General features: G+C 73.2%; 12 protein-coding genes. 6 read left to right on the forward strand and 6 right to left on the reverse strand.

The window, feature by feature from the left end; translation table 11 throughout:
- Positions 1 to 13: 13 nt before the first annotated feature.
- The 3 genes from ACFVU7_RS17245 to ACFVU7_RS17255 all read right to left on the reverse strand — a co-directional run bounded on the left by ACFVU7_RS17245 (position 14) and on the right by ACFVU7_RS17255 (position 5543).
- Positions 14 to 1612 carry an acyl-CoA carboxylase subunit beta gene (locus tag ACFVU7_RS17245; RefSeq protein WP_388045756.1) on the reverse strand — a complete coding sequence of 533 codons (1599 nt, stop codon included), beginning with the start codon at positions 1610 to 1612 and terminating at the stop codon, positions 14 to 16.
- Entirely contained in the window at positions 1609 to 3321 is a 1713-nt protein-coding gene (locus ACFVU7_RS17250) for an acyclic terpene utilization AtuA family protein (protein WP_388045758.1), read from the reverse strand. The genes ACFVU7_RS17245 and ACFVU7_RS17250 overlap by 4 nt, the downstream gene beginning before the upstream one ends.
- A gap of 194 nt (positions 3322 to 3515) precedes the next feature.
- Positions 3516 to 5543 carry a HelD family protein gene (locus ACFVU7_RS17255; protein ID WP_388045760.1) on the reverse strand — a complete coding sequence of 676 codons (2028 nt, stop codon included), beginning with the start codon at positions 5541 to 5543 and terminating at the stop codon, positions 3516 to 3518.
- A gap of 451 nt (positions 5544 to 5994) precedes the next feature.
- Here ACFVU7_RS17255 and ACFVU7_RS17260 point away from each other — a divergent pair, with 451 nt between their 5' ends.
- The 4 genes from ACFVU7_RS17260 to ACFVU7_RS17275 all read left to right on the forward strand — a co-directional run bounded on the left by ACFVU7_RS17260 (position 5995) and on the right by ACFVU7_RS17275 (position 11834).
- Positions 5995 to 7245, forward strand: coding sequence for a cytochrome P450 (locus tag ACFVU7_RS17260; protein WP_388045762.1), 1251 nt, complete (start codon positions 5995 to 5997; stop codon positions 7243 to 7245).
- Positions 7246 to 7437: 192 nt separating this feature from the next.
- The gene (locus ACFVU7_RS17265; protein WP_388045763.1) at positions 7438 to 8661 is read left to right on the forward strand and encodes a C40 family peptidase; all 1224 of its coding nucleotides are present in this window, start codon (positions 7438 to 7440) and stop codon (positions 8659 to 8661) included.
- Positions 8662 to 8816: 155 nt separating this feature from the next.
- Complete coding sequence (locus tag ACFVU7_RS17270; RefSeq protein ID WP_380782598.1) at positions 8817 to 9230, forward strand: VOC family protein; 414 nt, start codon at positions 8817 to 8819, stop codon at positions 9228 to 9230.
- Positions 9231 to 9458: 228 nt separating this feature from the next.
- Positions 9459 to 11834, forward strand: a complete 2376-nt coding sequence (locus ACFVU7_RS17275) for an ATP-binding cassette domain-containing protein (protein ID WP_388045766.1) — start codon at positions 9459 to 9461, stop codon at positions 11832 to 11834.
- 56 nt (positions 11835 to 11890) lie between these two features.
- Here the strand turns inward: ACFVU7_RS17275 and ACFVU7_RS17280 are convergent, their stop codons facing one another.
- The 3 genes from ACFVU7_RS17280 to ACFVU7_RS17290 form a co-directional block, all read right to left on the reverse strand.
- A complete protein-coding gene (locus ACFVU7_RS17280; protein ID WP_388045768.1) occupies positions 11891 to 12400 on the reverse strand; it encodes a GNAT family N-acetyltransferase in 510 nt (169 codons plus the stop codon).
- A 75-nt stretch (positions 12401 to 12475) separates the two neighbouring features.
- On the reverse strand, positions 12476 to 14344 hold the full coding sequence (locus ACFVU7_RS17285; protein WP_388045770.1) for an endonuclease/exonuclease/phosphatase family protein: 1869 nt from the start codon (positions 14342 to 14344) through the stop codon (positions 12476 to 12478).
- Positions 14345 to 14569: 225 nt separating this feature from the next.
- Positions 14570 to 15523 (reverse strand): Gfo/Idh/MocA family protein, encoded by a 954-nt coding sequence (locus ACFVU7_RS17290; RefSeq protein WP_388045772.1) that lies wholly within the window; start codon positions 15521 to 15523, stop codon positions 14570 to 14572.
- 454 nt (positions 15524 to 15977) lie between these two features.
- Between ACFVU7_RS17290 and ACFVU7_RS17295 the strand changes: the two genes are divergently transcribed.
- A complete protein-coding gene (locus ACFVU7_RS17295) occupies positions 15978 to 16787 on the forward strand; it encodes a 2OG-Fe(II) oxygenase (RefSeq protein WP_117486672.1) in 810 nt (269 codons plus the stop codon).
- Positions 16788 to 16843: 56 nt separating this feature from the next.
- Positions 16844 to 21148, forward strand: a complete 4305-nt coding sequence (locus ACFVU7_RS17300) for an amino acid adenylation domain-containing protein (RefSeq protein ID WP_388045774.1) — start codon at positions 16844 to 16846, stop codon at positions 21146 to 21148.
- The last annotated feature ends 2 nt before the right edge of the window (positions 21149 to 21150 follow it).

Genomic DNA, 21150 nt, shown 5'->3' on the forward strand with positions numbered 1-21150 from the left:
CGTCTGGGGTCCCTCACATCCGGAAGACGCCGTAGCCACGCGCGCCCTCGACCGGGGCGTTGTGGATCGCGGACAGGCAGAGGCCGAGCACCGTACGGGTGTCGCGCGGGTCGATGACGCCGTCGTCGTAGAGCCGGCCGGACAGGAACACCGGCAGGGACTCGGCCTCGATCTGCTGCTCGACCATCGCCCGGATCGCCGCGTCAGCGTCCTCGTCGTACGGCCGGCCCTTCGCCGCGGCCGACTGCCGGGCGACGATCGACAGCACCCCGGCGAGCTGCTGCGGGCCCATCACGGCGGACTTGGCGCTCGGCCAGGAGAAGAGGAAGCGTGGTTCGTACGCCCGGCCGCACATGCCGTAGTGGCCGGCCCCGTAGGAGGCGCCCATCAGCACGGACAGGTGCGGGACGGTGGAGTTGGCGACGGCGTTGATCATCATCGCGCCGTGCTTGATGATGCCGCCCTGCTCGTAGTCCTTGCCGACCATGTAGCCGGTGGTGTTGTGCAGGAACAGCAGCGGGGTGTTCCGCCGGTTCGCCAGCTGGATGAACTGGGCGGCCTTCTGGGACTCCTGGCTGAACAGCACGCCCTGGGCGTTGGCCAGGACGCCGACCGGGTAGCCGTGCAGGCGGGCCCAGCCGGTGGCCAGGCTGGTGCCGTAGAGCGGCTTGAACTCGTCGAAGTCGGAGCCGTCGACGATCCGGGCGATCACCTCGCGCGGGTCGAAGGGCACCTTGAGGTCGCCCGGGACGATGCCCAGCAGCTCCTCCTCGTCGTACCTGGGCGGCTCGGCGCTCCGGTCCGGGCCGGGGCCGGGCTTGCGGTGGTCGAGCCGGGCGACGATCCGGCGGGCGATCCGCAGCGCGTCCGCCTCGTCCGCCGCGACGTGGTCGGCCAGCCCGGAGACCCGGGCGTGCATCTCGGCGCCGCCGAGCGACTCGTCGTCGGCCTCCTCGCCGGTGGCCATCCGCACCAGCGGCGGGCCGCCGAGGAAGACCTTGGCCCGCTCCTTGACCAGCACGGTGTGGTCGGACATGCCGGGCACGTAGGCGCCGCCGGCCGTCGAGTTGCCGAACACCACGGCCACGGTGGGGATTCCGGCGGCGGAGAGCCGGGTGAGGTCGCGGAACAGGGCGCCGCCGGGGATGAAGATCTCCTTCTGGCTGGGCAGGTCGGCGCCGCCGGACTCGACCAGGTTGACCAGCGGGAGGCGGTTCTCCAGCGCGATCTCGTTGGCCCGCAGGGCCTTGCGCAGGGTCCAGGGGTTGCTGGCGCCGCCGCGCACCGTCGGGTCGTTGGCGGTGATCACGCACTCGACGCCCTCGACCACCCCGATACCGGTGACCAGGGCCGCGCCCACCGGGTAATCGCTCCCCCAGGCGGCCAGCGGGGACAGCTCCAGGAACGGGGAGTCCGGGTCGACCAGCAGCTCGATCCGCTCACGGGCCAGCAGCTTGCCGCGCCCGCGGTGGCGCTCCACGTACCGGGGGCCGCCGCCCGCCAGCGCCTTGGCGTGCTCGGCGTCGAGCTCGGCGAGCTTGGCGACCATCGCGGCGCGGTGCCCGGCGTACTCGGGCCCGGCCGGGTCGACGCGGGTGGGCAGGACGGTCACAGCAGGACCTCCGGGATGTCGAGGTGGCGGGCGCGCAGCCACTCCCCGAGGGCCTTGGCCTGCGGGTCGAAGCGGTGCCGGGCGGCGACGCCCTCGCCGAGCAGGCCGGTGAGGGTGAAGTTGACCGCCCGCAGGTTCGGCAGCAGGCGCCGGGTGACGGTCAACTCCTCGGTCTCGGGCAGGAGTTCGCGCAGCTTCTCCACGGTGAGGACGTGCGCCAGCCAGCGCCAGCCGTCCTCGGAGCGGGCCCAGACGCCGAGGTTGGCGTCCCCGCCCTTGTCGCCGCTGCGGGCGCCGGCCACCAGGCCGAGCGGGGCCCGCCGGGTCGGGCCCTCGGGGAGCGGTTCGGGCAACTCGGCTTCGGGCCGGTCGGGTTGGGCCGCGTAGCCGGTGACGGGCGCCGGCGGGACGGCGATCCGGCGGCCGTCCGGCAGGACGGCGGTGTGCTCGACGGCCTTCGGGTCGACGGACACGGCGCTGAACACCCCGTACGGCGTGCCCGGTCCGGGCGGGGCGGTGAGGTGGAAGCCCGGGTACCCGGACAGCCCCGATTCGACGGCGGCCTTGCCTAGTTGGCGCCCGACCTTGGCCGGGTCCTGGTCCCGGGCGGTCAGCCGCAGCAGCGCGGAGGCGGTCTCCTCGGTGGCGGCGTCCGGGTGGTCGGTGCGGACGAGGGTCCAGCGCAGTTCGGCGGGGCGGGCGGCGGGCGGCAGGGCGTCGGCGAACTGCCGCCGCACCAGGGCGGCCTTGGCCTCGATGTCCAGGCCGGTGAGGACGTACACCACCTCGTTGAGGTGGCCGCCGAGCCGGTTGAGGCCCGCCTTCAGGGTGGGCGGCGGGGCCTCGCCGCGCACGCCGTCGATCCGGACCCGGTCCGGCCCCTCCTCGGTGAGCCGCACGGTGTCCAGCCGGGCCGTGACGTCCGGGCCGAGGTAGCGCGGTCCGCCGGTCTCGTACAGGAGTTGGGCGGTGACGGTGCCGGTGGTGACGGCGCCGCCGGTGCCCGGATGCTTGGTGATCACACTGGAGCCGTCGGCGCGCAGTTCGGCCAGCGGGAAGCCGGGGCGGGTCACGTCGTGCTCGTGGAAGAAGGCGTAGTTGCCGCCGGTCGCCTGGGCGCCGCACTCCAGGACGTGCCCGGCCACCACGGCGCCGGCCAGGGCGTCCAGGTCCTCCGGGGTCCAGCCGAAGCGGGCGATCCCGGGGCCGACGACCAGCGCCGCGTCCGTCACCCGGCCGGTCACCACCACGTCGGCGCCGCCGTTCAGGCAGGCGGCGATCCCGAACCCGCCGAGGTAGGCGTTGGCGGCCAACAGGCCGTCCGGCAAGCCGAATTCGGCTCGGCGCGGGAGCAGGTCGTCGCCCTCGACATGGGCGACGGCCGCCTCGACGCCGAGCCGCCGGGCCAGCGCGCGCAGCTCCTCGGCGAGCCGGGCCGGGTTGAGGCCGCCCGCGTTGACCACGATCCTCACGTCGCGCTCGCGGGCCAGGCCGAGGCACTCCTCCATCTGGCGCAGGAAGGTCCGGGCGTAGCCCAGCGACGGGTCCTTCAACCGGTCCCGGGCGAGGATCAGCATGGTCAGCTCGGCCAGGTAGTCCCCGGTGAGCACGTCCAGCGGCCCGCCGGTGAGCATCTCCCGCACCGCGGCGAAGCGGTCCCCGTAGAACCCCGAGGCGTTGCCGATCCGCAGTACCGCGCCGTCGCGCACCAATGCGCCTCCCCTGCCGGTGAGTTGGGCGCACCCTTCGACGGGCGCCACCGCCAGCAGCGTGGCACCGCCCGCAGAAAAAAGCAATCACGCTTGCTTGTTTTCTGCGATCCGGTGTACCCCGCCCACGGCGCGCCCCGGTGTCCGTCCCGCGCCGGGCGCGCCCGCGGCGGCGGCGCGGGCGCCGGGGCGCGTCAGGCGGGCTGCACGGTGATCGTGCAGAGGCGCTTGGTGGCCCTGGTCAGGGCCACGTACAGGCCCCGCTCCCCGCCGGGGCGGGCCGCGGTGATCTCCTCCGGGTCCACGACGAGGACCCCGTCGAACTCCAGGCCGCGCGCCTCGGAGGCCGGCACGACGCGCGCGTGGTGGGCGATGCCCCGGGCCGTCAGCTCGCCCACCCTGGTGTCCGCGCAGACCACTCCCAGCAGCTCGCCCGGGTGTGCGGCGCTCTGGGCCCGGAGTTCCCGGAGGACGGCGGCGGCCAACCCGTCCGGGGGCGTGGTCACGGTGCGGGGGCTCTCACCGGCGCGCAGCGACCGGGTGGGCTTCTGCTCCGGGGCGATCCGCGCGAGCAGGCCCCGGACGCTCTCCAGGATCTCCTGCGTGGTGCGGTAGCTGACGGTCAGGTCGTGCAGCCTGAACCGCGGTCCGACGTGGGGGGCCAGCGCCTCCTTCCAGTCGCGCGCCGTCGCGACCGGGCCCGCCTGGGCGAAGTCGCCGACCAGCGTCATCGCCCGCGCCGGGCAGCGGCGGACGATCATCCGCCACTGCATGGCGGTCAGTTCCTGCGCCTCGTCGACGACGACGTGCCCGTACGTCCGCTCCGGGGGGCCGTCGACCAGGCTCGCCGCCTCGTCCAGCAGCGGCACGTCGGCGTCGGTCCACGGGGCGTCCGGACCGCGCAGCAGCAGGGACCGCTCCTGCCCGGTCAGGCGGGGCAGCTGCTCGGCGAGGGCGTCGGCGTCCGTCAGGAGCGCCCGCACGAGGTCGCCGGGTGCCAGCCGCGGCCACAGCGCCTCGACCGCCCGGTCGAGGCCGGCGTCGTCGAGGAGATCGGCCCGGAGGGCGTCCAGGTCCAGCTCGTGCGCCGGACCCGTGTCGGCCGCGCCCTCGCCGCGGTGCCGGCCGGCCCCCGTGAACCGGTCGAGGTCCAGGCCCGTCATCGCGACGGTGTCGGCGTCGATCTGCTCCAGGACGTCGCCCATGTCCCGTTGCATCGCGTCGGTGACGGCGTCGACCAGGAGTTCCTTGAACACCTGGCGCGCGGGATTGTGCCCCGGTACGGCCGCCGCGGCGGCGTCGCGTGCCGTGGCGACCTCCTCGTCGGACAGGTGGACCGGCTCCCGTCCGACCCGCACGGTGAAGTCGCCGGCGGGGGCCTGGTAGGCGCGCAGCAGGCCGGCCAGGGCGTCGGCGAGCTCGGCGCCGCCCTTGAGCCGCGCCGTGTCGAACCGGTCCGCCGCGGCCGGCGACACTCCGGCCAGCTCCCGGCAGGTCGCCAGGACGACGTCGTTCTCGCCGAGCGAGGGGAGGACCTGGGAGATGTAGTCGAGGAACCGGGCGTTCGGGCCCACCACCAGGACGCCCTCCTCCGCGGCGCGCGGGAACGCGTACAGGACGTAGGCCGCCCGGTGCAGGGCGACCACCGTCTTTCCGGTGCCCGGCCCGCCCTGCACCACGGTCACCCCGCGGTGGGCGGAGCGGACCACCTCGTCCTGCTCGGCCTGCAGCGTGGCGACGGCCGCCTCCATCCGGCCCGTGCGCCGTGCCGACAGCGCCTCGGTCAGCGGGCCGTCCCCCACGACGTCCTCCTCGGTCGGGGCGCTCCCGTCCAGCAGCTCGTCGCTCACCGAGACGACCGTGCGCTCCTCCAGGCGCAGGTGCCGGCGCCGCCGCAGGCCCATCGGGTGGACCGGCGTCGCCTCGTAGAACGGCCGCGCCGCGTTCGCACGCCAGTCCACGAGTAGGGGCAGGTCGTCCTCCTCCCGGTGCAGTCCGATCCGCCCGATGCGCAGGGCCGTGCCGTCCGCCCAGTCGATCCGCCCGAATACCAGGCCCTTTTCGGCGCCCTCCAGCCGGCCGATTTCCCTGGCCAGCCGATCGGCGGCGATTTCCCTCTCGTACGCCTCACCGGCGCTTTCCGCCGGGGCCTTCAGCAGACCCGCCCGGTGCATTCGCGCCTCGGAAAGCCGCTCGGCGAGGAATTCATACAGGGCGGACACATAATCCCGCTCCGACGCAACCGCGCGCACAACGGGATCATTCGTATTCGACACGGGGGACTCCTTCGATTCGAGCCACACCATACGGTCAAAGCCCCTCGAAGGTAAGTCTTGACTTACCTGGTGAAGCCATGGCCTTACCTCTGAATCCAGGACGGCCGACCGTGCGGCGCATTACGCATTCCGCCGTTCCGCATATCGCCGATTTGCGTTCCCGATGCCCGTATGCCTTATGGGCGGGCCCGCCCCGGGCGCCGGTGATGTCGTGCCGCACCCGGGAAAAGGGGAAAGACCCGGCGCGGCGACCGGCGCCGAACGCCACGGACGGGCCCCGGCCCCGTTGACGACCGCGCCACACGCCTCTACAACGGAGCACAGGCCCCGGAGACGGTGGACCGTGCCCCGGCACGGCCCGCCCGGGGCAACCCGAGAGATCCTGAGGAGCAACACCATGGCTCCAGATCCAGACGTCAGCCGCTGCCCGGTGCTGGACATGACCGCCCGGGACCCGCACCGACAGAACGCCGAGCTCCGCTCCGCCGGGCCCGCCGTGCGGGTCGAACTCCCCGGCGGCATCATCGCCTGGTCCGTGACCCGCAGCTCGGTGATCCGCGCCCTCACCGGCGATCCGCGGATCTCCCGCGACCCGCGCAGGCACTGGCCCGGCCTGGCCTCGGTGCCCGAGGGCTGGCCGATGGGGCCGATCGCGTTCCAGCAGAACTTCTTCAACCTCTACGGCGGCGAACACCGCTCGGCCCGGCGCCGGATGGCGCCCTCGTTCGCGCCCCGCCGGGTGTCCGCGCTGCGGCCCGGCATCGAGAAGACCACCGCCACCCTGGTCGGCGCGTTCCGTACGCTCGGCCCCGGCGAGGCCGTGGACCTGCGCCACGCCCTCTCGCGTCCGCTGACCATGACGGTGATCTGCGACCTCTTCGGCGTCCCCGCCGACATGCGGCCGCCCATCGGCACGGCGATGGACACCCTGCTGACGACGACGGCCACGAACGAGCAGATGACGCGCTCCCGCGCGGAGATCAACGTGGTGCTGACCGAGCTGCTGGCGCTCAAGCGGCGCGACCCCGGCCCGGACCTCGCCAGCGACGTGGCGGCCGTCGACACCGGCGACGGGACCGGCCGCAGCGAGGAGGAGTCCCGCGACATCCTCTTCCTGATGCTCGGCGCCGGGTACGAGACCGCGGTCAACCTCATCACCAGCGCCGTCCAGGCCCTCCTCGCCCACCCCCGCCACCTGGCCGAGGTCCGCGCGGGCACCCTCGGCTGGGAAGCCGTCGTCGAGGAGACCCTGCGCTACGAGAGCCCGGCGATGCACCTCCCGCTCCGCTACCCGCTGGAGGACGTCGACCTGGGCGAGGGCGTGGTCATCCGGCGGGGCGAGCCGATCCTGCTCGGCTTCGGCGCGGCCGGCCGGGACCCGGAGGTCCACCCGGAGCGGCCGGACGACTTCGACCCGACGCGCCCCGACAAGGAGCACCTGGCCTTCGGCTACGGCCCGCACTTCTGCCTCGGCGCGCCCCTCGCCCGACTGGAGACCGAGGTGGCCCTGGAGGGCCTGTTCGGCGCCTACCCCGACAGCGCCCTGGACCCGTCCCGTCCGACGCCGGCCCGGCTGGAGTCCGCCATCATCAACGGCCCCGCCGAGCTCTGGGTCGTCCCGACGCCCGCCCTGGCCGCCGGGGTGTGACGGCCCGCCCCGGTGCCACCCGGGGGCGAGCAGCCCGACCCGGCGGCCGCTGCGGCACGTCCGCGCCGGGCTGCCCCCTTGTTGCCGGTAGTCGTGCCCGTGACCTGCACACCGGCAAGTGTGCGGACCACAGGAGGTATGGGGGACAGGACCATTGACCCGGAGTCAGCGGCTCCGGAAGTATTCGCGACCATGACTACGCGCGTAAACGTTCTGTCGCGGTGGCTGGTCGCCCCGCTGCGGTGGGCGGCCCTGCTGTCGCTGCTGGTGTCGGTCGGAGTGTTCTTCGCCGGTGCCGGCGCGGCCGAGGCGGCGCCCGCCTGCGGGGTGCTCTCCACCGGTGCGGCGCCGCAGGCGACCGCCGCCGTCCGCTCCGCCTGCGGGCTGATCGGCACCCCGTACTCGTGGGGCGGCGGCCACGGCTCGCGGCCCGGCCCGACGTACGGCCTCTGCGACCCCGCCAACGGCGCCCCCAACGACTGCAACGTCCGCGGCCTGGACTGCTCCGGCATGGTCCGCTACGCCTACGACCTGGCGGTCGGCGACGACGTCATCAACGGCACCACCCGGACCCAGTGGCCGACCTCCCGCGCCGTCGCCCGCTACTACCGGGCGGACGGGACCGCACCGCTGCTCCCCGGCGACCTGGTGTACTTCGGCAACACCGCCTCCACCATCCACCACGTCGCGATGTACCTCGGGCAGGGCTGGATAGTCGAGGCCCCCTACTCCGGCGGCTACGTCCAGGTGGCGACGCTCTCCTCGCACGGCGACTACTACGGCGCCATCCGGCTGTACGGCCCCGGCTCCACCACCCCGCCGCCGACCACGCCCCCGTCGAACAGCGGCCAGTACTGGGTGGACACCCTCGCCAACGCGCCGGTGTACGGCTCCCCGACCTCCACCACCAGCACCGGGACGCTGTACCAGGGCACGAACTACGTCTACTGCAAGGCCTGGGGCCGCGAGGTCTCCAACGGCAGCGCCTTCAACCACTGGTGGCTGAAGACCGACCCGGACTCCGGCCCCGGCGGCCAGTGGGTGTCCGCGTTCTACCTGTCCCGCTGGGGCAACGACACCGCCAAGGACAACAACGGCACGACCATCCCCACCTGCCCCGGCGGCGGCACCCCGCCCGCCACCGGCAAGTACTGGGTGGACACCTTCGCCAGCGCGAGCGTCTACTCCTCGCCGACCTCCACCAACGCCACCGGGACGCTGAACCAGGGGACGAACTACGTCTACTGCAAGGCCTGGGGCCGCGAGGTCTCCAACGGCGGCAGCGTCAACCACTGGTGGCTGAAGACCGACGCCGACGGGGGCCCCGCCGGCCAGTGGGTCTCCGCGTTCTACCTCTCCCGCTGGGGCAACGACACGGCCAAGGACAACAACGGCACGACCATCCCCGACTGCTAGGAACCGTGCTCCGACCCGCGCCGGCCGTCTCCCCCGAGGCGGCCGGCACGGTCGTTCCTCCCCGAGGAGCGCCGCGAGGAGCGCCACGGGGAGGGACGGGAAGCGATCAGGATTCGAGAAGCGCGCGGCCGGGGTGCGCGCCTAGCGTTGCAGTCATGAGCGACCTCACCATTCACTGGACCTTCCTCCCGCACACCGACCCCGAGGCCTCCCTCGCCTTCTACCGCGACCTGCTCGGCTTCGAGGTGCGCAGCGACGTCGGCGGCGGCCCGATGCGCTGGATCACCGTCGGCCCGGCCGGCCAGCCGGACGTCTCCCTGGTGCTGGAGCCGGCCTCCGCCGACCCGGGCCGCACCGAGGAGGAGCAGCGGACCATCACCGAGATGATGGCCAAGGGCACCTACGCCCGGGTCGTCCTGGGCACCCGCGACCTGGACGGCGTCTTCGACCGGCTGAAGTCCGGCGGCGCCGAGCTCGTCCAGGAGCCGACCAGGCAGCCGTACGGCGTCCGCGACTGCGCGTTCCGCGACCCGGCGGGCACCATGGTCCGCTTCAACGAGCTCAGCTGAGCCGGCTGGGCCGGGACAAGCCCGGCCCGGCCCGAGGGCGCCGGGGCCCGGCCCTCCCCGCCGTCGGCCGCACCCGAAAGCCGTTCGATCCCGGCCGGATCGATGGTTGGATCGAAGGGTTCGAGCACACCGACGGCGGCCGCGGGGCCGGGCCCGCCGGCCCCTCCCCCAGAGAGGCCTCAGAGAGACCCCCGAGAGACCGCCGAGAGCCAGGGAGCGAAGAGAACGATGCCCAAGCGGACGGACGCGCAGCCGCACGTCGCCGACAGCCACGACCTGATCCGCGTGCACGGCGCGCGCGAGAACAACCTCAAGGACGTCAGCATCGACATCCCCAAGCGCCGGCTGACGGTGTTCACCGGGGTGTCCGGCTCGGGCAAGAGCTCGCTGGTCTTCGACACCGTCGCCGCCGAGTCCCAGCGGCTGATCAACGAGACCTACAGCGCCTTCGTCCAGGGCTTCATGCCCACCCTGGCCCGGCCCGAGGTGGACGTCCTCGAAGGCCTGACCACCGCGATCATCGTCGACCAGCAGCGGATGGGCGCCGACCCGCGCTCCACCGTCGGCACCGCCACCGACGCCAACGCGATGCTGCGCATCCTGTTCAGCCGCCTCGGCACCCCGCACATCGGCTCCCCCAAGGCCTTCTCCTTCAACGTCCCGTCGATCAGCGGCGCCGGCGCCGTCACCGTCGAGCGCGGCGGCAAGACGGTCAAGGAGCGGCGCAGCTTCAGCATCACCGGCGGCATGTGCCCGCGCTGCGAGGGCCGCGGCAGCGTCTCGGACATCGACCTCAGCCAGCTGTACGACGACAGCAAGTCGATCTCCGAGGGCGCGTTCACCATCCCCGGCTGGAAGACCGACAGCTGGTGGACGGTCGGCGTCTACGCCAACTCGGGCTTCCTCGACCCGGACAAGCCGATCCGGAAGTTCACCAAGAAGGAGATGCAGGACTTCCTGTACCGGGAGCCGACCAAGGTCAAGGTCAACGGCGTCAACCTCACCTACGAGGGCCTGATCCCCAAGATCCAGAAGTCGATGCTCTCCAAGGACAAGGAAGCGCTGCAGCCGCACATCCGGGCCTTCGTGGAGCGGGCCGTGACCTTCACCGCCTGCCCCGACTGCGAGGGCACCCGGCTCAGCGCGGCGGCCCGGTCCTCGAAGATCGCCGGGATCAGCATCGCCGACGCCTGCGCGATGCAGATCAGCGACCTCGCCGACTGGGTCCGCGACCTCGACGAGCCCTCGGTGGCGCCGCTGCTCGGCACGCTCCGGCAGGCCCTCGACTCCTTCGTGGAGATCGGCCTCGGCTACCTCTCGCTGGACCGCCCCTCCGGCACGCTGTCCGGCGGCGAGGCGCAGCGGGTCAAGATGATCCGCCACCTCGGTTCCTCGCTCACCGACACCACGTACGTCTTCGACGAGCCCACCACCGGCCTGCACCCGCACGACATCGACCGGATGAACCGGCTGCTGCTGCGCCTGCGGGACAAGGGCAACACGGTGCTGGTGGTGGAGCACAAGCCGCAGACCATCGCGATCGCCGACCACGTGGTCGACCTCGGACCGGGGGCCGGTGCGGCCGGCGGCACGGTCTGCTACGAGGGCGACGTGGCGGGGCTGCGCGCCGGCGGCACGGTGACCGGCCGCCACCTGTCCGACCGGACGGCGCTGCGCGAGGCCGTACGGAAGCCCACCGGCACGCTGGAGATCCGCGGCGCGAGCACCCACAACCTGCGGGACGTGGACGTGGACGTCCCGCTCGGGGTGCTCACGGTGGTGACCGGGGTGGCGGGCTCCGGCAAGAGCTCGCTGATCCACGGCTCGATCCCGGTCGACGAGGGCGTGGTCTCGGTCGACCAGGGGGCGATCAAGGGCTCCCGGCGCAGCAACCCGGCCACCTACACCGGGCTGCTCGAACCCGTCCGCAAGGCCTTCGCCAAGGCCAACGGCGTGAAGCCGGCCCTGTTCAGCGCCAACTCCGAGGGCGCCTGCCCGACCTGCAACGGCGCCGGGGTGGTCTACACCGACCTGGCGATGATGGCCGGGGTGGCCACCACCTGCGAGGACTGCGAGGGCAAGCGCTACCAGCCGGCGGTGCTGGAGTACCACCTGGGCGGGCGGGACATCGCCGAGGTGCTGGCGATGTCGGTGACCGAGGCGGAGGAGTTCTTCGGCTCGGGCGAGGCGAAGCTCCCGGCCGCGCACCGGATCCTGGAGCGGCTGGCCGACGTCGGGCTCGGCTACCTGAGCCTCGGCCAGCCGCTGACCACGCTCTCCGGCGGCGAGCGGCAGCGGCTCAAGCTGGCCACCCACATGGCGGACAAGGGCGGCGTCTACGTGCTGGACGAGCCGACCACCGGCCTGCACCTGGCCGACGTCGAGCAGTTGCTGGGGCTGCTGGACCGGCTGGTCGAGTCCGGCAAGTCGGTCATCGTGATCGAGCACCACCCGGCGGTGATGGCGCACGCCGACTGGATCATCGACCTCGGGCCGGGTGCCGGCCACGACGGCGGTCGGGTGGTCTTCGAGGGCACCCCGGCCGAGCTGGTCGCCGCTCGCTCCACGCTGACCGGCGAGGCGCTGGCCCGGTACCTGGGCTGAGCCGTACCGACTCCGGGCCGCGCCTCCGCGGAGCCGGGGCCCTCCCGCCGGGCCGGTCAGTCCAGCGGGAGGGCCATCTCCAGGATCCGCGCCGAGGGGTCCAGCACGTACGGCGTGGACCCGCCGGTGTGGACGAACCCGCGCCGCAGGTAGAAGGCGGCGGCGCGGAGGTTGGCCTCGTGCACCCCGAGCAGCATCCGCCCGGCGCCGCGGACCCGCGCCCAGGCGAGCACCGCGTCCAGCAGGGCGTCGGCGACGCCGTGCCCGCGGCCGCGGTGCGCCGGGTCCACCCAGACGCCGATCAGGTCGAGCGCGCCGGGCTGCTCCCGGTTCGGGACGGACAGCATGGTGGCGACCCACTCCCCCGTGGCGTCCACCGCGACCAGGCCGAGCTTGTCGGGCTCGTTGACCCAGTTGCAGCGGGCCCGCCAGTTGCCCTCGCCCTGGTGGCTCGCGTACTCGTGGGTCTCGCCGAACGCCAGGGGCGTGTCGAGGAGTTGGGCCAGCCGTACCTTCCGCAGGCGCTGCCAGTCCTCGCGTCCGATCCGCTCGATCCGGTGGTCCATCGTCTCCCCGTCACACGGCGCTGCCTCCGCCGCCGGTGATCACCGGCGGCGGAGGCAGCGTAACCGGTGCCCGGACTACGGCTTGATGCGGACCACCTGCGGGTCGTGGTCGCTGGCCTGCTGGGCGAACTCGGCGTTGATGTGCACCACGTCGTACTTGGCGTAGCCGACCTCGGGGCTGACCAGGATGTGGTCCAGCACCTGCGAGTTGCCCTGGTAGACGTACGAGTACTGCTCGGTCTCCGGCAGCTCGTTCACCAGGTCGCGCAGCACGCCGTCCTTGGTGAGCGCGGCCAGCGCGGGCGAGAACTGGTAGTCGTTGAAGTCGCCGAGGGAGACGACCTTGGCCTCCTTGTCGGCGGCCAGCAGCTTGGCGACGAAGGACTGCTCGACGGTGGCCTGCTTGATCCGCTGCACCTCGGAGCTGCGGGTCGGCTGCTGGAAGCGGCTGTCGATGCCCTGGTCGCCGCCCTTGCTGTTGAAGTGGTTGGCGATGACGAAGACCTTCTTGCCGCGGAAGGAGAACTGGCCGACCAGCGGCTTGCGGCTGTTGGTCCAGGCCTCGTCGTTCGGCTCGATCCGGCCGGGCGAGGCGGTCAGCGCGGTGCCCGCGCCGGTGCCGGTCACGCCGACGGCGGTGGTGGCGCTGCCGCCGGGGATGTCGGTGAAGGACACCCGCTGCGGGTTGAACAGGAAGACCTGGCGGATGTTGCCGCCGGGCTCGCCGCCGTCCTTGCCGTCCTGCGGGTCGACCGAGCGCCAGTCGTAGGACGGGCCGCCGGCCGCCTTGATCGCGGCGATGAACTTGGCGACGGTCTGGCTCGCGTCCACCGTGCCGTCGTTCTTGTTGCCGTTGTTGTCCTGGATCTCCTCCAGGGCGACGATGTCGGGCGAGCGCAGGTTGGTGACGACGCCCTGGGCCAGCTCGGCGAACTTGGCGTCCGGGTTGCCCGGGGCCAGGTTCTCCACGTTGTAGGTGGCGAGGGTGAGTTCGCGGTCGCCGGCCTGGGCGGTGACCTCGCGCTGGAGGTGGTTGTCCTTCAGGGTGCCCATGGTGCCGGCGACCAGGGTGTAGCCGCCGAAGTTGTTGTAGTCCAGCGGGCCGGTGGTGGCACCGGTCAGCTCGTCGCCGACGTTGGCGACCGGGAACGGCCGCTGGTTCACCGGGGCCTGCTGCTGGATCATCAGCCGGCCGACGTTGGGCTCCTTGTACGACTCGTACAGCAGGCCGCCGCGCTTGCTGCGCTGGTCCTGCTTGTCGGCGGCGACCCACAGCTCGTTGTACTTGTCGGTCGCCTGCACCACCCGGACGTCCTTGACCTGGACGAGCATGCCCTCCAGCGACTCGTAGAAGTCGAGGGTGTACTTCTCCGGCTGGAGCGTGCCGCCGTCGATGGAGCCGTCCGGGCCGGCCGGCGGGGCGTAGGTGCCGGGGATGTTGCGGGTGTCCACGACCACCGGGGCCGGCAGCGGGTTGCCGGCCGACAGGACGGTGATGCCGGGGGCGGTGATCTCGGTGATGGACTGCGAGCCGCCGCTGTAGTTCGGGTAGTACTCGGTGACCTTGCCGCTCACCAGCACCGAGTCGCCGACCTGCACGGTCGGGTTGCCGCCGGTGTAGACGAAGATGCCCTCGCTGGTGGCCGGGTCGGCGTCGGGGTTCGGGTCCTGGAGCCAGAAGCCCTTGACGCTGCCGTACGCGCGCACGCCGGTGACGATGCCGGGCACTCCGGTGACGGGCTTGCCGGCCTGCGGGGATATCCGGGTGCTGCCCTGGATGTCGTGGATCCGCAGCGGGCCGGCCTCGGTCGGGGCCGGGGTCGCGGGCGCGGCGGCGTTCGCCACCGGCAGCGGGACGAGCACCAGCGAGGCGGCCAGCGTGGCCGGGATCAGGGCGGCGCGCAGCAGGGTTCTGCGGGGGCGGGAGGCGGGGGCGGTGGTCACCGGGGCAGGGCTCCTAGCTCCGTCGTGCGGCACGGTCGTGGCACGGCGGTCCGGGCGGAGGCGCGCGTCGGGCGCGCGCTGCTCGCGTGGCGAAGAAGCGGAGGACGGTCTCCCGCCCCCCGCGGCGCCCCTCAAGATACGCGCGTAGAAAATGCCCCGACAAGACCCCGACGGTGAACGGACGGTTCCCCGCAGGTGACGTGACGGCCGCTCAGCCCGGGTTTCTCACAGCCCGCTCCCAGCGGACTCCCAGGAAGCCTCGATCCGCTCCACCACCAGCTCGCACAGCTCGTGGGTGCGCAGCGCGTCGTGGGCGTCCAGGGTGTGCCCGGCGCGGACGGCCGCCAGGAAGGCGAGCACGCACTGCTCGATGCCGCGCTGACGGGCCACCGGCACCCAGTCGCCGCGGCGGCGGACGGTCGGCTGGCCGCGGTGGTCGACCACCTCGGCCAGGTTGTGCACCTCGCGCTTGGAGTCGGCGCCTGAGACCTCCAGCACCTCCTCGGTGGAGCCGGAGACCCGGTTCATGATGCCGAGGGCGGTGAAGCCCTCGCCGCCGAGGGTGAGCACCACGTGCTCGACCAGCCCGTCCCGGGTGCGGGCGCGGACGTCCACGTGCTCGATCTCGCCGGGGGCCAGGAACCGCAGCACGTCCACGACGTGGATGAAGTCGTCGAACACCAGGGTGCGGGCCGCCTCGGCCAGGCCCTCGCGGTTCTTCTGGAGCACGATCAGGTCGCGCGGGCGCTCCTTGGCCTGGGCGTAGCCGGGCGCGTAGCGGCGGTTGAAGCCGACCATCAGCGAGCGGCCGGTGCGGTCGGCGAGGTCGACCAGGCGGCGGGCGCCGTCCAGGGTGTAGTCGAGCGGCTTGTCGACGTAGACGTCCACCCCGGCGGTGAGCAGCTGCTCGACGATCGGGACGTGCTGGTCGGTGGCGGCGTGCACGAAGGCGGCGCGGATGCCGCTGTCGATCAGCGCGCCGAGGTCGGTGAAGCGGTGCTCGGGGGCGATCCGGTGGGTCTCGCCGAGCCGGTCGAGCTTGGCCGCGTCCCGGGTCATCAGCCGCAGGTCGAGCCCGGGCAGCGCGGTGAGCACCGGCAGGTAGGCCTTCTGGGCGATGTCGCCGAGGCCGATCACCCCGACCGGGAGCGGGGCGTCGGCGGCTGGCGTGCTGGTCATGAGGCCTCCCGGCATGCGGACGATCATCGGCGGACCCACCTTACGCACCGGCCGGCCCGGGCACGCCACCGCCCGCCGTCCGGTCCCGTCCGTGAACTGCTGACCATCCGTCACCAGTGGCTGATCACAGCCCCTTCGGACAACATGACATTGTACTGTCACATTGTCTGGGGTACGGTGATCGAGCGCTGACACCGGGGGCCCGGTGTCACGGAACGGAGGGACGCGGCGGAAACCAGGGCTCCGAACGCCCCCGCGGCCGACCGCCCGTTCCACTCCTCGTGCCGCTCCACGCGTCCTCGCGGCCGAGACCCCCGCCGGACGTGTCCGCCGTGCCGCACACGCGTCACGGCACCGCCGGCGGCCCCTCCGACGCCTCCACCGCACCAACGCCCCGCTGAACGCCGGAGGCGCGCGCACAGTCCTGTCCCGTCGCTTTCCCAGGAGCACGCTCATGACCGCCACCGCGCACGTCGTCAGGTCGGCAACGAACGAGATCGCCACCGAACTCACCGCCCGGACCCTGCTCCAGCTGGCCGAGCGCGAGATCGGCGCGATCCACGTACGCGGCTACTACCCCGTCGAGATCGCCGAGCAGGTCGCCCAGAAGGCGATCAACCACCAGGCGCTCGGGCACTACCACAAGCAGTACACCAGCAGTGTCGGACGGGTGTACATGCCGCACATCGACACCAAGTGGGACGCCGAGCTGACGAAGCAGTACCACGACAGCGCCCTGCCGGCCATCGAGGACGTCCGCTCGATGTTCCACCCGTACCTCTCGCCGATCGACCGGGTGCGCCTGGAGCTGCAGGAACTGTGGCCGGCCGGCGCCAACCTGCTGCGGCTGCGCGAGCGGGCCTGCTTCGTCGGCGCCTTCCGCGTCTTCCAGCCCTCGACCTCGAAGTTCTACCCGCACAACGACGCGATCGACCAGGAGACCGACGCCCCCGAAATCGCGGGCGTGCTCAACCAGTTGGTCGCCAACGTCTACCTCCAGGTCCCGAAGAAGGGCGGCGACCTGCACCTCTGGCTGCGCGAGCCGACCCCGGAGGAGACCGCGACGATCCTCGACGTCGAGGGCCTGCAGCCCGACTCCGTGGAGCCCCCGGTCCACGTGATCCACCCCGAGGCCGGCGACCTGATCATCTTCAGCCCCCGGATGCTGCACGCGGTGACCAGCGGCGAGGACGAACACCGGGTCGGCGCGGCCGCGTTCATCGCCACCAAGGGCCCGAGGGAACCGCTCGTCTACTGGAGCTGACGCCGCTCCCGCCACAGCCTTCGAATCGACCGTCGACACGCAGAGAGGACTTCGGCATGCTCCCGGCGCTCGTCCGCGCACACGCGCGAACCCACCCGCATCGAACGGCCGTCGTCGTGGGTCGGGAACGTCTGACCTACGCCCGACTCGCTTCCAGGGCGGACCGTCTGACGGACCTGTTGCGGGCGTCGGGCATCGGTCGCGGCTGTCTGGTCGGCATCCATCTCGACCGCACGGCCGACGCCGTGGTCGCCCAGCTGGCGGTCCTCGGCGCCGGCGCGGCCTTCACCCTCGTCGAACCCACCGAGCCGGTCGCCGAGGGGGCGAACCGGCTCGCCCTCGCCGCCCCCGACCTCGTGCTCGCCGAGCCGCGCCACCACGGCGAGCTGCGCCGGTCCGGACTGCGGGTGGCGGACGGGCACGAGGCCGGCGGCGGCCTCGTGCCCCCGCCGGCCCCCGCCGACGGGCCTACGGAACCCGGGCCCGCCGACGACGACACGGCCTACGTGCTCTACACCTCGGGCTCCACCGGGGTGCCCAAGGGCGTGCAGGTCTCGCACGCCAACATCCGGCACTACACCGAGTCCCTGCTCCAGCGGCTCGACATCACCGAACCGCTCTCCTACGCGCACGTCACCACGCTCGCCGCCGATCTCGGCAACACCTGCCTGTTCCTCCCGCTGTGGACCGGCGGCACGCTGCACCTGGTGGACGACGCCACCCGGCGCGACCCGGCGGCGCTCCTGCGCTACCTCCAGGACCACCGGGTGGACGTCCTGAAGACCACCCCCTCGCACTGGAGCGTGGTCTTCCGGGCCTTCGGGCAGGACGGGACGACCCGGCCCGGGCTGCGTTTCCTGCTGCTCGGCGGGGAGTTGCTGGCGCTGCCGCTGGCCCGCCGGATCCTCGACTCCGGTGTCACCCGGAACCTCGTCAACCACTACGGGCCCACCGAGGCGACGGTGGGCGTCGCCGCGCACCGGCTGACCGCCGCGAGCGACCTCGACGCCCTCGACGGCGCCTCCGTGCCCATCGGCACCGCGCTGGGCCGCACCCAACTCCTCGTCCGCGCCGACGACGGGACCTTCCACGACCGGGACGCGGTGGGCGAGTTGTACATCGCCGGCCCGTCGGTGGCGCTCGGCTACCGGGACGACCCGCAGGCCACCGCGGCGGCCTTCACGGACGACCTCGCGCGGCTCGACCCGGCCCTCGGACGCGCCTACCGCACCGGCGACCGGGTGCGCGCCGACTCCCGGGGCGTACTGGAGTTCCTCGGCCGGGGCGACCGGCAGGTCAAGGTCAGCGGGTACCGGATCGAACTCGGCCACGTCGAGGCGGGCCTGCGCCGGCACCCGGCGGTCGCCGACGCGGTGGCCGTCCTGCTCACCAGGGACCGGGCGATGCTGGTCGCCGCCGTGGTGCCGGCCGCCGACGACCGTCCGGCGGTCCAACCGGCCACGCTGCGACGGGAGTTGCGGGAGCTGCTGCCCGCGCACATGGTCCCCGACCGGATCGAGGCCTTCGACGCCTTCCCGCGCAACGCCAACGGGAAGACCGACCAGGCCGCCCTCCGGGAGCTGCTCGAAGCACGGCTCGCCGAGCGCACGCCCCGTCTGTCCGACCCCGCCGCCGACGACGGCGACCCGGTGCTCGCCGACGTCCTCGCCTCCTGGCAACGGCACCTGGGCCACGGCGACTTCGCGGTCGACCAGGACTTCGACCAGGCCGGCGGCAGCTCGATCGACGCCATCCAGGTCATCGCGGACCTCCAGGCCAAGGGCTACCGGGTGTCGGCCGCGGCCTTCCTCGCCGAGCCGACGGCGGCCGCCCTGGCCACCCGGCTGCGGGAGGACCGCGGGGGCGACGACCACGGCCGCGCGTCCGCCGCCCGGGTCGTCGCGGACGACCGTGCGCTCTCCCCCGCCCAGACCTGGTTCTTCCGGCAGGAGTTCGCCCAGCCCGACCAGTGGAACCAGGCCCTGCTGCTGGAGACCGACAGCACGCCGCGGCCGGCCGAGCTGGCCGCCGCGGTCGCCGACGTGGTGGGCCTGCACCCCATGCTGCGCACCGCGTTCCGCCCGGGAGCCGACGGCCGGCGGCGCGAACTCGTCGATCCCGCCGACGCGTTCAGCTGGTCCCGGCTGCCCGAGGAGGACGGCCCGGCCGCCCGGACCGTCCGGGACGTCGCGGCCGCCCTCCAGCGGGAGATCCGCATCGCGGACGGCAACCTCTTCAAGGTGCACCTCTTCCTCGGCGACGGCCGGGCCGAACTGCTGCTGATCTGCCACCACCTGGCGATCGACGCGGTCTCCTGGCGCATCGTCGTCAGCGACCTCAGCCGCTGCTACAGCGAGCGGCTGCGCGGCGGCGAGCCCACCACCGCCCCCGGCCCGACCGGCTTCGGCCAGTGGGCCACCCACCTGCGCGACCGGGCCGCGCAACTGCGCGGGGACCTCGCGCACTTCGACTCCCTGGCCCGGCTGCCCGCCGTCGCACCACGGCCCGGCGCCCCCGGCGACAACCGCGAGGGCGACGCCCAGGCCCTCTGGTTCCGGCTGTCGCGCGCGCAGAGCGCCGCCCTGACCGAGGCCGCGGCCCGCTCCGGCATCCCCGCCCACGCGGCACTGCTGGGCGCCTTCGCCCAGGCGCTCACCGAGCAGCTCGGCACGGACGAACTCGTCGCGGACGTGGAGAGCCACGGCCGGATCTGCTTCGACGAGACACTCGAAGTCTCCCGCGTGGTGGGCTGGTTCACCTCGACGTTCCCCGTCAGCGTGCGCACCGTCGCCGGGGACCTCGCCGCCACCGGCAAGTCCGCGGCGGCGGCCCTGGCCGAGGTGCCCGCCCTCGGGGTCGCCTACGGCCTGCACGAGCAGCCGCAGCGGGCCGACGTCTGCTTCAACTACCTCGGCCCGTTCGCCCTGCCCTTCGGCGACGACCTGCACCTGCGGCCCTCGCGCCACCCGGTGGGGCCGGTCCGCGGCCCGGAGAACGACCGCGGCTACGGCCTCAAGCTCACGGCGCGCGTCCACGACGGGCAGCTGGTGGCCGACCTCTCCTACACGCCCGCGCGCCACGACCCCGAGCGGATGCTCGACCTGGCCCGCGCCACCCGCGACCACCTGCTGCGCGGCGCGGGGCTCCCGCCCGCCGACGGCCGGTTCGTGCTGGAGTCGGGATCGAGCACCGGGCTCCTCGCCCAGGTGCCGGGCGCCCTGGAGTGCGAGCCGCCCGCCGGGTCCGTCCGCGCGTACGGCACCGTCCTGCTCACCGGCGCGACCGGTTTCATCGGCGCGCACCTGCTCGACCTCCTGCTGACCCGCACCCGGTCGAAGGTGGTCTGCCTGGTGCGCGCGAAGGAGGGCCGGACACCCGCCGAGCGCCTGGCGGACGCCTACGCCTGGTACGTCCCGGACGGTCGCCTCGACGCGTACGCCGACCGGCTCACCGTGCTGGCCGGCGACCTCGCCGAACCGGACTTCGGCCTCGCCGAGCCGGACTACCGACGGCTGTGCCACGAGGCGGAGGCGCTCTACCACCTGGCCGCCGACACCAGGCTGTTCGGCGACCGCGAGTCCTTCGACCGGCAGAACACCGAGCCGGTGCGGGCAATGATCCGGCTGGCGACCACCGGCCGGCCCAAGGACCTGCACTACGTCTCGACGCTCGCGGTCTGCGGCGGCGGCGCGCCGGGCGAGCCGGCCGTCTTCTCGGAGGACAGCCTGGACATCGGCCAGGAGTTCCTCAACGAGTACGAGCGCAGCAAGTACGACGCCGAGCGCCTCGTGCAGGGCTTCGCCACCCAGGGCGGCAACGCGTTCGTCTACCGCTCCGGCAACGTCAGCGGCCACTCGGTGTCCGGCCGCTTCCAGCGCAACGGCGGCGACAACCGGCTGGTCCAGCTGCTGCGGGCGTCGGTGCGGATCGGCCGGGTGCCCCGGGTCGGCGCCCTGACCCTCGCGCTGAGCCCGGTGGACGTGGTGGCGCGGGGCATCCTGGAGATCTCGCGCAGCGCGCGGGTGCGGGGCGGCACCTTCCACCTCGACACCCACCACGAGGTGTCCTACGAGCGGCTCTTCACGGTCCTGCGCGACCAGGGGTACGCCCTGGCCGAGGACGGGGCGGAAGGCTTCGCGGAGCTGTTCGGCCGCTACCTCGGCGACGGCGGGGAGCAGCTCTCGCTCGCGCACTTCTGGGCCGGCCGACCGGACCGCAACGTGCGGTACGACCACACCCGCACCCGGCGGCTGCTGGCCCGGCTGGGGGTGGAGTTCCCCGAGGTGACGGGCTCCTGGCTGCACGCCTTCTTCACCGGCCTCGGGCAGCAGGGCGAACTCCCCTCCGCGGGCACCAGGTAACC

The sequence above is a fragment of the Kitasatospora sp. NPDC058046 genome (genome assembly GCF_042885595.1).
In the GTDB taxonomy this organism is placed as follows: Bacteria; Actinomycetota; Actinomycetes; order Streptomycetales; family Streptomycetaceae; genus Kitasatospora.

What these genes read in the sequence shown, in the direction of transcription:
- ACFVU7_RS17265 (WP_388045763.1), top strand. Translation starts at nt 7,438, where the DNA reads ATGACTACGCGCGTAAACGTTCTGTCGCGGTGGCTGGTCGCCCCGCTG.
- ACFVU7_RS17260 (WP_388045762.1), top strand. Translation starts at nt 5,995, where the DNA reads ATGGCTCCAGATCCAGACGTCAGCCGCTGCCCGGTGCTGGACATGACC.
- ACFVU7_RS17280 (WP_388045768.1), bottom strand. Translation starts at nt 12,400, where the DNA reads ATGGACCACCGGATCGAGCGGATCGGACGCGAGGACTGGCAGCGCCTG.
- ACFVU7_RS17300 (WP_388045774.1), top strand. Translation starts at nt 16,844, where the DNA reads ATGCTCCCGGCGCTCGTCCGCGCACACGCGCGAACCCACCCGCATCGA.
- ACFVU7_RS17295 (WP_117486672.1), top strand. Translation starts at nt 15,978, where the DNA reads ATGACCGCCACCGCGCACGTCGTCAGGTCGGCAACGAACGAGATCGCC.
- ACFVU7_RS17270 (WP_380782598.1), top strand. Translation starts at nt 8,817, where the DNA reads ATGAGCGACCTCACCATTCACTGGACCTTCCTCCCGCACACCGACCCC.
- ACFVU7_RS17290 (WP_388045772.1), bottom strand. Translation starts at nt 15,523, where the DNA reads ATGACCAGCACGCCAGCCGCCGACGCCCCGCTCCCGGTCGGGGTGATC.
- ACFVU7_RS17275 (WP_388045766.1), top strand. Translation starts at nt 9,459, where the DNA reads ATGCCCAAGCGGACGGACGCGCAGCCGCACGTCGCCGACAGCCACGAC.